The 14,614-nt window shown below is 55.2% G+C and carries 12 protein-coding genes; 3 read left to right on the top strand and 9 right to left on the bottom strand.

Going from position 1 to position 14,614, the window contains the following annotated elements:
- Window positions 1–18: 18 nt before the first annotated feature.
- The 5 genes from D9N13_RS14455 to hflK form a co-directional block, all read right to left on the bottom strand.
- Window positions 19–882 carry a transglutaminase family protein gene (locus D9N13_RS14455; RefSeq protein WP_290591567.1) on the bottom strand — a complete coding sequence of 288 codons (864 nt, stop codon included), beginning with the start codon at window positions 880–882 and terminating at the stop codon, window positions 19–21.
- Between the two features lie 48 nt (window positions 883–930).
- On the bottom strand, window positions 931–1,818 hold the full coding sequence (locus D9N13_RS14450; RefSeq protein ID WP_290591565.1) for a hypothetical protein: 888 nt from the start codon (window positions 1,816–1,818) through the stop codon (window positions 931–933).
- A gap of 118 nt (window positions 1,819–1,936) precedes the next feature.
- Complete coding sequence (locus D9N13_RS14445; RefSeq protein ID WP_290591563.1) at window positions 1,937–2,059, bottom strand: hypothetical protein; 123 nt, start codon at window positions 2,057–2,059, stop codon at window positions 1,937–1,939.
- 3 nt (window positions 2,060–2,062) lie between these two features.
- Complete coding sequence (gene hflC / locus D9N13_RS14440; RefSeq protein ID WP_290591561.1) at window positions 2,063–3,073, bottom strand: protease modulator HflC; 1,011 nt, start codon at window positions 3,071–3,073, stop codon at window positions 2,063–2,065.
- Window positions 3,070–4,143, bottom strand: a complete 1,074-nt coding sequence (hflK, locus tag D9N13_RS14435; RefSeq protein ID WP_290591559.1) for an FtsH protease activity modulator HflK — start codon at window positions 4,141–4,143, stop codon at window positions 3,070–3,072. The genes hflC and hflK overlap by 4 nt, the downstream gene beginning before the upstream one ends.
- A gap of 374 nt (window positions 4,144–4,517) precedes the next feature.
- Between hflK and D9N13_RS14430 the strand changes: the two genes are divergently transcribed.
- The gene (locus D9N13_RS14430) at window positions 4,518–5,444 is read left to right on the top strand and encodes an aldo/keto reductase (RefSeq protein ID WP_290591557.1); all 927 of its coding nucleotides are present in this window, start codon (window positions 4,518–4,520) and stop codon (window positions 5,442–5,444) included.
- A gap of 12 nt (window positions 5,445–5,456) precedes the next feature.
- Complete coding sequence (locus D9N13_RS14425) at window positions 5,457–6,107, top strand: DUF6064 family protein (RefSeq protein WP_290591555.1); 651 nt, start codon at window positions 5,457–5,459, stop codon at window positions 6,105–6,107.
- Between the two features lie 9 nt (window positions 6,108–6,116).
- On the opposite strand, the gene guaA is transcribed toward D9N13_RS14425, so the two are convergent.
- Window positions 6,117–7,685 carry a glutamine-hydrolyzing GMP synthase gene (guaA, locus tag D9N13_RS14420; RefSeq protein WP_317622521.1) on the bottom strand — a complete coding sequence of 523 codons (1,569 nt, stop codon included), beginning with the start codon at window positions 7,683–7,685 and terminating at the stop codon, window positions 6,117–6,119.
- A 106-nt stretch (window positions 7,686–7,791) separates the two neighbouring features.
- Window positions 7,792–9,258, bottom strand: a complete 1,467-nt coding sequence (gene guaB / locus D9N13_RS14415) for an IMP dehydrogenase (protein WP_290591550.1) — start codon at window positions 9,256–9,258, stop codon at window positions 7,792–7,794.
- Window positions 9,259–9,541: 283 nt separating this feature from the next.
- Here guaB and D9N13_RS14410 point away from each other — a divergent pair, with 283 nt between their 5' ends.
- The gene (locus D9N13_RS14410) at window positions 9,542–10,387 is read left to right on the top strand and encodes a hypothetical protein (RefSeq protein WP_290591549.1); all 846 of its coding nucleotides are present in this window, start codon (window positions 9,542–9,544) and stop codon (window positions 10,385–10,387) included.
- 57 nt (window positions 10,388–10,444) lie between these two features.
- Here the strand turns inward: D9N13_RS14410 and D9N13_RS14405 are convergent, their stop codons facing one another.
- Both D9N13_RS14405 and D9N13_RS14400 read right to left on the bottom strand, forming a co-directional pair.
- Window positions 10,445–12,211 carry a GspE/PulE family protein gene (locus D9N13_RS14405; protein WP_290591547.1) on the bottom strand — a complete coding sequence of 589 codons (1,767 nt, stop codon included), beginning with the start codon at window positions 12,209–12,211 and terminating at the stop codon, window positions 10,445–10,447.
- 110 nt (window positions 12,212–12,321) lie between these two features.
- The gene (locus D9N13_RS14400) at window positions 12,322–14,547 is read right to left on the bottom strand and encodes an AsmA family protein (protein WP_290591546.1); all 2,226 of its coding nucleotides are present in this window, start codon (window positions 14,545–14,547) and stop codon (window positions 12,322–12,324) included.
- Window positions 14,548–14,614 lie beyond the last annotated feature (67 nt).

Below are 14,614 nucleotides of genomic sequence, written 5' to 3'. Positions count from 1 at the left end.
AAAACACCCGGCTGAGGTTTAGCCGATTTCGGTGACCCAAACATTCACTACCATGTTGGTTCCCGCTGGCCCATGGAAAGACCCGGCGATGGGCGGTACGGATTGCGGTAATCTCGCCACCGCGACCGGAATATGCTCTGCCCCGACAATATTACCAATGGTTGGATCAAAGCCTTTCCATCCGGCCCCAGGAATAAACACCTCAGCCCAGGCATGGGTGGACCCGGACTGCCCAAACTGACAGGAGATGTGATCCGAGTAGAGATAGCCGCTGACAAAGCGGGCGGCAAACCCCAACTGCCTGGCCGCCGTGATAAACAGGCAGGCAAAATCCCGGCAGGAACCTGAGCCCCATAACAGGGTTTGTTCTGCTGTCTGCACCCCTTCCTCTTCCCGTCTGCGGTAGTGCATGGATTGATAGATCAGTTGGTTCAACTGCAGCAATAAGGCGAAGGTTTGTATATTGTCGTTGCGCTGCCAAAGGTGGCTCATCCAATTGCTTAGCGCAGGGATTTCACTATATTGAACCGGATTCATATACGGGGCCAACAGCGTTGTATCTTCAAGGTTGTAGCGGAATGGATAATTAACCGCGTAATCCGCAACCAGAAAATCATGGGGCGCCTGATCGTATTTTTGGATGATGACCTCACTTTTTACAGTCAGGTGCTGCGTACCGGTGCTGAAGGTCGCCGCTGCAACGGAATTGCCTTCCACATCCCGATGCCAGCGCAATGTTGCCGCAGGGGAAATATCCAATATCAAGCTTTCTATACGCAGCTCATGCCCCTCCCGAGGCCGCAAGCGCAAGGTGTGAGGCAGCAGTTGAACCACAGCAGAAAAGTCATAATCTGTTTGATGTACAATTTTATAACGATTCATAACTGCCACCAGCACTTTTGCACAGCCCGTTGGGATACACCTTAAACATCAACGCGTGTCACAATGGTTCCCCCTTTTTTTGAAAGGTTCATCACATTCCCAGCCGTCACCCCGGCTATTGAGATGGGCATTGTCGGGCAGGCGTATAAGAGAACAGGATTGTGCCTGCTTTTCATAGCCCCGCTCACAACGCCAGCCATCACCATCATCGTTCAGGTAGGCATTTTCCGGAGGATCAACTTGGAGACACCCCTGCCGGGTCTTTTTGTAGCCACGCTGACATTGCCAATATTTCCCACGGCGATCAAGATAAGCATTCTCAGGTATATCCATGGCGACACAGTGGCCACGTTCCTCTTCGAAGCCTCTCATGCACTCCCAACCTTTATCGTGAGACGAACCGGTTGCATATGCGTTTACCGGGATAATGATTTTGCTGCAGGAGTTATCAAGCGCCTTATAGCCCTGCACGCAGTCCCAGCCCGGGCCATAGTTTGACCCATTCAAAACGGCGTTTTCGGGAATGTCGATTTCAATACACTCGGTTTGATTGCCGCTAAAATCGGCCTTGTCTGCCTTGTAACCGCGCTCACATTCCCACCCTACACCATATTGCCTATCCACCAGGTAGGCATTGGGCGGCACGTTTATCTTTATACAGGTTTCATTTTCTTTCAAATAGCCTCGATCACACGCCCAGTCTCGGCCATAGGCGTTGAGACTGGCGTTTTCCGGTACTTTAATTGGGGCGCAACGATCCCTGACTTTCTTGAAGCCGCGCTCACATTCCCAGCCGTCACCATAGGTATTATGGTAAGCGTTTTCAGGCAGGTTTTCCGTGGTATCGCTTTGTGCCCTCAGGGTTGCAGAGCAGAGCGTTAAAGCAATCGTCATCGCACTGATCTGCAACCATATTTTACTGAGTTTCAATTTCATGGGTTCAATCCTCACTCGTCCAACAAACGAGTTCATGGCGCATCCTGCGTGGTGTAAATTCTTTGCGCACAAAAGATGAAGTCATGATTCGAAATAACTTACTGTTAATGACAGTCTTTTAAAGTGACCCGGTGCTTTGGGGGCGCTGATCATTCTTTGTTTTTTTCGCCGCCTTTTTCTCTTTCTGGGTCATTAAAGGCGCCTTCTTGGTTTCTTTATTACCTTTTCGTTCCTTGCTCATACATTACTCCGATTGCGGATTAAGTTGTTCTATCTTGGCATTCATGCCTTTGAGGTATTTAAAAAGATCGCTTCCGGTGGACAATACGATGGTAGTGTTTTTACCAACGATTTCAGGATAAGAAGCCATTGTGCGCGTGAACTCGTAGAATTCCACGGACTGGAGCGTTTGATTGTAGGCACTGGCGTAGATTTCGGTTGCCTTGGCATCGGCCAAACCACGAATTTCTTCCACTTGACGATAGGCTTCGGACTGGATTTTATTAAGGTCGCGCACCCGATTACCCCGTATTCTAGCCGCCTCGCCATTGCCCTCGGACAGAAACCGCTCGGCGATCTGCCGCCGCTCACTGATCATACGGTCGTAAATTTTCGGCCGTACGCTTTCGTTATAATTAATACGCTTAAAACGTATATCCAACAGCTCTATACCGAACACACTCACTTTTTCAGCCGCTGCAGTGAATATTTCCCGTTCAACCAACTGGCGGCCTTTCTCAATAGGCACCAACGCCCCCACTATGGGGCCTTGCTCAGTGGGTGATGCAGCGTCTTCACCAAGGACAGCAGTATCGATAAGTGGCTCCCTGCCTTTGGTGGTGCGGATAATTTCAATCAGTTCATGTTTGGCCACCGCATTTCGTGTTTCGCTACCCAGAATATCATCCAGCCTTGATTGAGCACTGCGCTCATCCTGCAGGCGCAGAAAATACTGCAACGGATCGACAATCCGCCAACGGGCAAACAGATCGACAGAAATATAGAGCTTATCCTTGGTGGGCATATCAGAGGGTGCGCCATCCCATTCCAGCACACGCTTATCGATGGGATTTACCTCTTGTACAAAGGGGATTTTGAACTTAAGGCCCGCTTCGGTAATGGGCTCACCCACCGGCTTGCCAAACTGGGTAATGATGACCTGCTCAACTTCATCAACGGTGTACATGGCGCTGGCGCCGACGAACACACCACAAAGCAGCACGATTAACAGACCAACCAGGGAAACGTTTTTCATTGTTGCTGCTCCTTCTGCCGGTTCAGATTAAGCAACGGCAGTAAACCCGGCACGGAATCGTCCATCAACACTTTTGAGGTTATCTCCGGCAAGACACTTTGCATGGTTTCAATGTAGATTCGGCGCCGTGTGACTTCCGGTGCCTTTTGATACTCCGCAAACAACGCATTGAATCGCAGGGCATCACCCTCGGCTTCGTTTATACGTTTTAGGCGATAGCCATCCGCCTCTCTGATTCGCTGATCCTTTTCGCCCTCAGCCAGCGGAATCACTTTGTTGTATTCCCGCCGTGCTTCATTTATGAGTTTTTCTTTCGATTGTTGCGCCTGATTCACCTCATTGAAGGATTCCTGTACCGGTCTGGGCGGATTGATATTCTTCAATTGCACCTGATCAATGCTGATACCCATCACGTATTTGGTGGATAACTCCTGCATTTTAATCAGCGCTTCAACCTCAATCTCCTGCCGGCCTATGGTAATTACTTCATCGACCGTTCGATCCCCTACCACCTCCCGCATAACCGACTCTGATACATAACGGAGCGTTTCCGCAGGCTCGCGCACTTCAAACAGAAACTTGACCGGATCGGATATGCGGTACTGCACGACCCATTCCACCAGCGCAGCGTTCAGGTCACCGGTCACCATTTGCGTTTCACGGCCACCGTCGCGAGTGCCCTGATAGGGATCGCGGGCACCGAGTGTGGCGAACCCAAACTCCTGCTTTAGTTGCCGTTTAACCGGAACAATGGTCGTTTTATCAATACCCAGTGGCAGCTTGAAGTGTAAGCCGGGGGGCACTTCTTTGAGGTGGTTTCCAAATCGCTGCACGACCGCGACCGAATCGCTGGGCACAGTGTAATAGGCAGACCATATGCTCAGGGCCACAAACAACAGCAGGCCAATAGTCAGTATTTTCACCAAGCCGGTGCCATTATTGTTGCCAGAGCCGCCCCCGAATAAACCTTTTAATCGGTCTACCGATTCTTTAAGGGCCAACTCAAGATCAGGAGATGATTGGGAAGGAGAGCCCCATGGGGAGCCGGAATCATCATTTTGTGACGGCATTGAAACGCCTTTCAGTAGGAACAGACAAAATAGTCTGTCCAACCTGATATGGGGGTGGAATTCCCGATTGCAAGGCTAGCCCGAGGAAATAGCGCTTATGGCACCGAATACGGCCTCGGCTTTTGCCTTACTGTTGCCTTACTCTCGCTGGTTTGTAACAGCGCCTCGCGGCCCGGACGGGCCGCGAACCTGTGTTGCGCATTGACACAGCATCGCGCCCAGTCTAGTTTCAAGCCATGACGTCCGCCCCCCACTGGATTTTCTTGGCGGAATTCCTTGGCGGATCTGTTTGCTCACTTACTCTGTTGCCTGGCCACCACCCTTGCCAAACCTCGGTGGTTTGCAGCCACTGCCAAATAAGAGGAGACCATATCGTGAACCTGAGACTTTCGCGGCGTCACATCTTAAGGTTTATCGGCAGCGCAGCCCTGCTGGGCCTGGCCCCCTCGATCACGTTTGCCCGCAAAAATCCATTGCAAAAACTCATTCTCTCCAGCGGCGAAAAAATTCCCGCCATTGGCATGGGCACCTGGCAAACATTCAACGTCGGTAACGATCCGCAACTGCGGCGGCAGCGCACCGACGTGTTGAAGAAGTTCTTCGAATATGGCGGCGGCATGGTGGACTGCTCCCCCATGTACGGTTCCTCTGCCGAGATGGTGGGATATGCCCTGAAACAACTGGGCTTTCCAAAGACACTTTTTTCGGCGGAAAAGATCTGGACATGGAACGGCGATGCCACCGGGCAGCAGGTGTCAGAACAGGCTGAAGCCTGGAGCCTCGAGCGTTTCGACCTGATACAGGTGCACAACCTGACGAGCTGGCAGGATCATCTCGCCAATCTGGAAGCGATGAAACAGGCGGGAAAAATCCGCTACATCGGCATTACCACTTCCCACGGCCGCCGGCACCGGGAACTGGAAAAGATCCTGCAGACGAAGGATCTGGACTTTGTCCAGCTCACGTACAACCTCACCCACCGGGAAGCAGAACAGCGCCTGTTGCCGCTGGCCCGGGAGCGGGGCATCGCGGTGATCGCCAACCGTCCCTACGATGGCGGGAGCCTGATCAAACCGTTGCAACGCCATGAAAAGGTACCGGCCTGGGCCGCTGATGAACTCAACTGCCGAACCTGGGCCGACTATCTGCTCAGGTTTATCGTCTCTCACCCGTCGGTCACCTGTGCCATCCCCGCCACCACCCAGGTTGCCCATATGCAGGAAAATATGGAGGCGGGCCGTGGCCCAATGCCCGATGCAAGCCAGCGCCAGCGGATGATAAACGACATCCGCAGCCTGTGAGATTTTAATTCAATGGAAGAATGGTCCACCTACGCCGTCGCTAACTTTATCCCCTTTACCGCAGAGGTGTACCTGCGGCTGATCGAGCGGGTTAATGCCGCCTGGTGGCCCCTGCATCTGGCCACCACGGTGATCGGCATTGGCGCACTGGCATTGGCATTCACCGGTCGCCGCCTTGCGGGCCCCTTGCTGGCTCTGCTCTGGGGCTGGGCTGCCTATGGCTTTCTGCAGCAGTTCTACGTCAACCTCAACTGGGCGAGTGTCTGGTTTGCCCGCGGGTTTTATCTGCAGGCGCTGCTGCTGACGCTTTTAATATTCACCACCCACCAGGGCAGCAAGGTTCCGCCTGCACGTCTCCGGTCGGGGGTGCTGCTGGCCGCTCTAGGTCTGTTTTGGCCCCTGATCTCCCTGATTGGACGGGGTACCCTGCGGCAAACCGAAGTCGTGGGAATCCATGCAGATCCCACCACCATATTTGCCCTTGGGGTGATACTGCTAATGCAGCGCGGCTGGTGGCTATGGGTGTTGCTGCCGATGCCACTGCTGTGGTGCTTGATCAGCGGCCTGAGCCTGTGGGTGCTGGGCCAGTTCCAGGCGGGATTACTGTTGGCCGCGCCGATGACCGCCATACTGGGGTTGTGCTGGAGAACACCGAAAGAGTGACCGGTGCGGTCACTCCCACTCGATGGTTGCCGGTGGCTTGGATGAGATGTCGTAGGTGACCCGGGATATGCCCGGAATTTCCTGGATAATCCGGCTGGACACTTTTTCCAGCAGATCGTAAGGCAGGTGCGCCCACCGGGCCGTCATAAAATCGATGGTTTCCACTGCCCGAATCGCCACCACATACTCGTAACGCCGACCATCACCGGTGACGCCAACGGATTTCACCGGCAGGAAGACGGCAAACGCCTGGCTCACCTTGTGATACCAGTCTGCCTTGTGCAATTCCTCGATAAAGATATGGTCCGCTTCCCGCAGGATATCGGCGTATTCCTTTTTCACTTCACCCAGGATACGCACGCCCAGGCCCGGGCCGGGGAATGGGTGGCGATAGACCATGTCATAGGGTAAGCCCAGCTCCAAACCAATTTTGCGCACTTCATCCTTGAACAGCTCCCGCAGAGGTTCCACCAGCTGCATTTTCATGTGCTCAGGCAAACCACCCACATTGTGGTGGGATTTGATCACATGGGCTTTGCCGGTTTTGGAACCCGCGGATTCAATCACGTCAGGGTAAATGGTGCCCTGGGCCAGCCATTTGATCTCGTTGAGCTTGCTGCTTTCGGCATCGAACACATCAATGAAGGTATTCCCGATGACCTTGCGCTTGTGTTCCGGATCATTTATGCCTTTCAGGTTGCCCAAAAACAGGTCTTCCGCATCCACCCGGATCACACGAATGCCCATGTGCTGGGCAAACATGTCCATCACCTGATCCCCTTCCTTCAGGCGCAGCAAGCCATTATCAACAAACACACAGGTGAGCTTGTCGCCAATGGCTTTATGCAACAGGGCCGCCACCACCGAAGAATCCACACCACCGGACAACCCCAACAGAACTTCATCATCCCCCACCTGTTGCTGTACCCGGGCCACCATATCGTCGATGATGTTGCCCGCCGTCCACAGGGCATCACAGCCACAGATTTCCCGCACAAAGCGTTTCAGCAGCTCACCGCCCTGCTTGGTGTGAGTCACCTCCGGATGGAACTGCACGCCGTAGAGTTTTTTCGCTTCACAGGCCATGGCCGCAATGGGTGCGCTGGCGGTTTCTGCTATGCACGTAAACCCCGCTGGCAGCGCCACCACTTTGTCGCCGTGGCTCATCCACACGTCCAGCTTTTTATCACCGGCGTGATCATCCAAACCGGTCAGCAGCTCACCACCATCCTTTACTTTCACTTCCGCATAGCCGAACTCCCGGTGCTCCGAGCCGGCCACCTCGCCGCCGAACTGGGCCGCCATGGTCTGCATGCCATAGCAAATGCCCAGTACGGGTACGTTCAGGTCAAACACCACCTGTGGGGCCCTTGGGGTGTCATCCCCAATCACGGATTCCGGGCCACCGGACAGGATAATTCCCTGGGGCGCAAAGGCCTTGATGGCATCCGGGTCTGCATCGCAGGCCCACAACTCACAGTACACCCCGATTTCCCGAACCCGGCGGGCAATCAGTTGCGTGTATTGGGAGCCAAAATCCAGAATAAGGAGGCGTTGCGCGTGAATGTCGGTCATGATGAATCGGATTCCGTGGTATTAACTGTCACACAGTCGCTGCTGAAACTGAAAGGCCAGCCGCCCGTCGGCGGGTTCGGCTGGCCATCCTGAGAAATCGGTGATCGGCTTAGGAACGGTAGTTCGGCGCCTCTTTGGTAATGGTCACATCGTGCACATGGCTCTCCTTCATGCCGGCACCGGTGACCCGCACGAAAGTGGGCTTGGTGCGCATGTCTTCAATGGACGCACAGCCGGTGTAACCCATGCTGGCCCGCACCCCACCCATCATCTGATGAATAATCGCGGAGATCGGCCCTTTATAGGGCACGCGGCCCTCGATGCCTTCCGGCACCAGTTTTTCCACCCCCTGGGAGGCATCCTGGAAATAGCGATCGCTGGAGCCCTGATTCTGGGCCATGGCCCCCAGGGACCCCATACCGCGATAGGCCTTGTAGTAACGGCCCTGATACAGCTCCACTTCGCCAGGGGCTTCTTCCGTACCCGCCAGCAAACCGCCGACCATAATAGCATGGGCGCCCGCCGCGATGGCCTTGGCAATGTCGCCGGAGAAGCGGATGCCGCCATCGGCAACCACCGGAATATCACGATCTTTCAACGCCTCTACCACATTGCCCACCGCCGAAATCTGGGGTACGCCAATGCCGGACACGATACGGGTGGTACAAATTGAGCCGGGGCCGATGCCCACCTTGACGCCATGGGCGCCGGCGTCGGCCAGGGCCAGAGCCGCTTCCGCGGTGGCGATGTTGCCACCGATCACCTGCACGTCGGGGTAGTTGTGGGTGACCCAGCGCACCCGCTCAATGACGCCCTTGGAGTGTCCGTGAGCGGTATCCACCACCAGCACGTCCACACCGGCTTCCACCAGGGCATGAACCCGTTCCTCGGTACCGTCGCCGGTGCCCACCGCGGCTCCTACCCGCAACCGCCCCTGATCATCCTTGCAGGAATGGGGGTAGGCTTCGGCTTTGAGGATATCGGTGTTGGTGACCATGCCCTTGAGGCAAAAATCATCGTCCACCAGCAGGATCTTCTCGATCCGGAATTTGTGCAGTAACCCCTTGATCTCATTGGTGCTGGCCCCTTCCTTCGCGGTGACCAGTTTATCTTTTGGCGTCATGATGGCGGAAACCGGTTGATCGTAGCGATCTTCAAAGCGCAGATCACGACTGGTGACAATCCCCACCAGTTGCTCGCCTTCCACCACCGGCACACCGGAGATGTTATTGATCTGGGTGATCTCAATCAGCTTGCCCACCGTGGTGTCAGGGGGTACGGTGATGGGATCACGAACCACACCGCTTTCAAATTTCTTCACTGCCTTGACTTGCCGCGCCTGTTCCTCGGCCGTCATGTTCTTGTGCAGAATGCCGATCCCCCCTTCCTGCGCCATACTGATGGCCAGGCGTGATTCGGTCACGGTGTCCATGGCTGCGGACACCAACGGGATATTCAGGGTAATCTCGCGAGTGAGCCGGGTTTTCAGTTGTACGTCCCGGGGCAGGACCTCTGAATAACCGGGCAAGAGCAGAACATCATCAAAAGTAAGCGCTTCCTGAGCAATACGTAACATGCAGTGCCAGCCTTGTTGCAGGGGGGAATAATTAAACGCGCCATTATAGCAAAGCTCTGAGGCTGTTGAAATATGGCGCTGATGTCCAAAAGCGGGATGATAGTAGTAGATGCCCACGCAAACGGTTGCCTGGGGCTACCGCACAACTCGGCCCAGTAACGCCAGTAACATTGAAACGGGCCACCGGGCTGGTTATTTTGACCTCAAAAACCACTTATAGATGCACAAAAAATCAATATAATCATTTAAGAAAGCTAACAATCAGACCAAGAAAGGCTTTTCCATGCAAATCGACCCGTTCTTCCAGGTTCCCCAACGCAGCGTGAACACCTCTATGGGCGCAGTGGAGGTCCCCGTGCTCTATAAAGAGGGTGATTACAGTATTGCCCTGTTCTGTACCTTGCGGGAACGGGTGGAAGCGCTGCTGGCGGGCACCAGTTTTGTTCCCGCCATGACCTTCGGCCGTTACGCCATAGTGGGCCTGGTGATGGCCAATTTCACCCTCTGCAGTGCCACGCCCTACAGCATCGCCTCCCTGGCGGTGCCGGTATCCAGGCTTAGGGGGTTTCGCCCTATTTCCCCCTGGCGGGAATTATTCTCCAAGGCAGACCAGCGCCATATGGGCTTCTATCTGATGAACTGCCACACCAGCAGTCCCCGCATGGTCGCCGTTGGCCGCGAGGTCTGGGGGCATATCAAATCCCCCTCACGAGTGGAAATGTCGCTGCACAAAGCGACCTTGAATTGCCGTGTTGAATGCATGGAGGGCAACATACCGTTGCTGCAGTTTGGGGGCTACGGGCCACGCATCGGCCAAATTCGTCCAATGGGGTTCAACATGTTCTCAATCCTGAACGATCAGGTCATGCGTTCGATTCTGGACACTCGGGCTCCCTACGATGTGCGTTTCCCTTTTGGCTTCAAGCTGCAACTGGGGGCAGAACACCCCACTACCCTGCCATTGAGAAAACTGGGGCTGAACGGTAAACGCCCCCTGGCGGTCATCAGTACTGACCGTTTCCAGGGTCGCTTCAACGAAGGTGTGGTTATCGAGACGCTGGAACACCCCCACCCCGGTCCAGCCACTGCCACCAGGGGCAGGTTGTCGGGCGGTTCCCTGCAGGTGTAGGCGCCGCTGAACCGGGCCCCATAATCTGACCCTATAGTCCGACCCTATAGTCCGATCCTATAATCTGACCCGATACACCTCCGATAGCGGAATTTTGCGCTCCCGGGCCACCTTCAACGCACTTTGGGTCAACGGGGTCATCCCGTCCCGAACGGCCTGTTCACCTATGCTATCCGCCGGCACCCGTTGGGCCAGCAGCCGGCGCAATTCGGCGGTCATCACCAACAGCTCGTATACCGCCATGCGGCCACTGACCCCGGTATCATGACAAAGATCGCAACCGCTGCCTTTGAAAAACACTTCATCCTCCGCCACCCCCAATACCTTGCGCACGGCGGGGTCGATTTGTTCTTCCGCCATGCAGTGGACGCAGTTGCAGCGCACCAGCCTTTGCGCCAGAACACCAATCAATGAGCTGTTCACCAGGTAGGGCTCGACACCAATCTCAATCAGGCGGGTCACTGTGGTCGCCGCATCGTTGGTGTGCAGGGTACTCAATACCAGGTGACCGGTCAGCGCACTCTCCACCGCCATTTTGGCGGTCTCCTCGTCACGAATCTCGCCCACCATGATGACGTCGGGGTCGTGGCGCAATATGTGCCGCAGGGCCCGGGCAAAGGAGTAACCGGTATCGTGGTTCACCTGAATCTGAGTAATGCCATCCACGTGGTATTCCACCGGGTCTTCCACGGTAATGATATTGACGTTGGAGCAACGAATATGATCCAGCGCCGTATACAAGGTGGTGGATTTACCGGAGCCGGTGGGCCCCGTCACCAGAAAAATGCCGTTATTGCGGGTCAGCAGGTGGCGCAACTCTTCAGCATCCCGGCCATCAAAACCCAGCGCCTCCAGGCTCTTCAAGGCAAACTGGGTATCCAGGAGCCGTATCACCACACTCTCACCGTGAATGGTGGGAATAATGGAGATTCGCAGGTCCACGGTTTTATCCAGATAGTGAATGCGGGAACGGCCGTCCTGAGGCAGGCGGTGCTCGGATATATCCATGTTCCCGACGATTTTTATCCGGCTGACCACCGCCGCCAGCAGCTTTTTGCTAAAGGAACGGATGTGCTGCATAACGCCGTCCACGCGGAAATACAGCTCCACCACGCTCTCTCGTGGGCGGACATGAATGTCCGATGCGCGCCGTGCCATGGCATCGGAAATGACGCTTTGCACCAGTTGCACCACCGGCCGTTCCGTGCCCAGGCTTTCTTCGTTATCCGCATCCAAGTGGAACGGTTCATCGCTGGAAAACACCGCCAGATCATCCAGCGCGGATTGCATTTCCTGGCCGCCGTAGTAAGAGCTGATGGCGTAGGCGATGTCTTCGGACGAGGCAATGCAAAATTCAAGCACTTTCCCGGTCATAAAGCGCAACATATTGATCAGCTCGGTATCCGAGGGATCGGTGACTGCCACCAGCAGACGATCCTTGTCCAGCAACAGCGGCATCACCAGGTGTTTACGGGCGAAATGGCCGGGCACCACACTGACCGCTTTCGGGTCCACATCAAACTGACGCAGATTGACATAGGGCACACCAAAGCGTTGGCACAGGCCGCGCAATACGTCATCACGGCTGACCACACCTTTCTCCACCAGAATCTCGCCCAGACGTTTATGGCTGACGCTTTGATCGGATAAGGCCAGCGAGATTTGCTCCGGCGTGACCAGGCCCAGCTCTTGCAAAATTTCACCCAGGGGCATGGCGGTGTATTTGTAGAACGTCTGTTGATGCTTACGCAATTCCTCGGAATTGGCGATGGGGTCGGAGCAGCGACACTGGGGGCCGTGATCCATCGGTTTGAGCTTGGCCATACATACTCGAATCAATGCAGGAATAATTGAGTTAAGTATGGTCCAGATTCCGGGAATCTCGAGCCTACCGCAATCAAACCCTGACCTGGCTCAGCACCGGGATGAAAACCTCAACGCTTCAACCATTTATCCAGCTTGTCCTGCAATTTTCGTTTGGCCCGCTCTTCTTCGGCTTCCAGTTTCTCCTGCACTTCATCCTTTAACTGTTCGCGATCTTCAGCTTCCAGGCCGACTTTGTCTCCCAGTTCCGCCGCGCCTTTATCCTTAATGGCTTTGGATGCCGCCTGGCTCAGAATCGAGCCCATGGCTTTAATATCCGGCCGGCACCAATCCGCCGGCGCCCCGCTGAGCTGACCATTGCAGCGCACCGGCCAACGGGTGCCCTTGAGGTATTTATTACGCTCAATGGACGACAACACAATGCCAAACTGGTAATCAAACCCCTGCTCCAGCAAATCAATCCTGCCGCTGGCATCGATGCCGCTTTCGCCGGTGAAAAACTCGAATTTCGGCATGATCAGCTGCCCATTTTCCACTTTGGCATCGGCAATGAGTTTGCTGATCTCGGTGTCTTTGCGTAACTGCCTGGGCAGCTTTTCCTGATAATCGGGATACAGGTACTCCACGGTGGACAACTTGTCCCGCAGCGCATCCACCACCACGGCATTGAGATTAACACCGTGTAATACCCCCTGATCCAGGTTCAGATGCAGTTGTCCCAAGGCGGACTGCAACAGCTCATCCACCGTGTTACCGTCCGCCTTTGCATCCAGCGTCAGGGATGCTTTACCCGACAACAGGGAATCGGCCATGAAACGGGAGGAAATCCCGGTCAGCTCTATTTCGTTTATGTCCACGTCAGAGGTGAGCGAGGGTCGGGCACCCCGGGCATCCAAAACAAACCGGCCATTCAAATTGCCCTGCAGCAGTTCGGTACTGAGCTGGGTAACCTGCAGCACGCCCTGCTGTGCCTCCACGCGCAACACCAGATTATTGAGCGTTTCCTGCTGCAGGATGACTTGATTGGCGCGCAGGTGACCTGCCATATTCAAGCCACGCAACAGCTCCACCGGCAGCAATGATTCAGAGGCCGGAGCAGCGCCGCCCGCTGCCGGTTTATCAGTGGCTGCCGCGCCTTCATCACTGGCGGGAAGATAATGATCCACGTTGATGCGATCCAGCAACAGGTCAAAGGTCAGTGCCTGAGTGGTAAAATCGGTGACACCCACACGGCCGCTCAGCGTGCTGCTATCGAGATGCACCAGCAGATCAGAGAGTTTGGCCTGGGTACTGTCGCCACTGAAGGTGAGAGCAAAGTCCGCCGTTTTGAACACATCGGCGCTGGCGGTTGTCGGCATTTCCAGCGCCAGTGCCTGGAACAACACAGGCAGCTTGATTGGACGTGATGACAAGCGCCCCTGATAGGAGGGTTGACTGGTGATACCTTGCGCCACCAGCTCACCCTGCACGCTGACACCCGACGTTTGCAATTGCTGCAGGGTAAACCGGGCCTGATCCTGGGGCAGATCAATGTCCAGCTCAGCAGCGATATCCAGGCTTATCGGGGCCGGCAGAACATTATCCAGGGTTGCATTTATCTGCAAGGGGGCAAGCAGAAAGTGCTGTTTTTCCAGATCCGGCAACAGTTCGCCTTGCAAGCTGAGCGACACAGTGGCACCGCCGGTCTGCGCCAGGCCGGCCTCCAGCAGCACAGTTACCGGCTCCTGTGCCTGCACGTTGGTCAACTCCAGTTTGCTGACATTGATGCTGATGTCCGTAGCGTTATCACCGGATGCATCACGATAATGGACTCGGGCGTCCAGCACCCGAACCAGCGGAATGGAAACCTGAGGCAAGGGGCCGGCGGCCTCTTCAGAAGTGGCCTGTGAGGGTGAGGGTGAGGATACTGGTGCTTGAGGGTTGACCGCAGCGGCAGCCGAATCCCCGTCGATCACCTGCCAGTTACTCTGCCCCGCTTGATCCACACTGAACCGGGCATCCACCCCCTCAATCTGCAGTTGATCCACCTGCAGTTCCCCGGAAAACAACGGCAGCACCCGGATACCCAGAGCCATATTGGCAACCGTAAGAAAAGGCTCAAGATCAGCGCTGGCAGCCAGTGCGGCCTGGTTGGACTCAAAGCCCAGTATCGGGTAGAAACTCCAGCTCAGATCACCCTGCAAACTGAGCCGATAACCCGTGGTGTCTTTCACCAAAACGCTGATCTGATCTTTGAAATCATTGGGATCAATAATAAACCGAATTAAAACCAGGGCCGCCACCACCACCAACAGTATTGCGGCCAGGCCCAAACCAATCCACTTCAGAATTCGCATGAATGAGGTTTCCTTGTGCACCTGTGATCTTTTTCAAACCAACTGACGTTCAGTCATGGGATACAGT

The organism is Ketobacter sp. GenoA1, assembly GCF_003671475.1.
Classification (GTDB): Bacteria; Pseudomonadota; Gammaproteobacteria; order Pseudomonadales; family Ketobacteraceae; genus Ketobacter.
The sequence above is the reverse complement of the archived record's forward strand: the minus strand, read 5'-3'. Positions and strand labels throughout refer to the sequence as shown.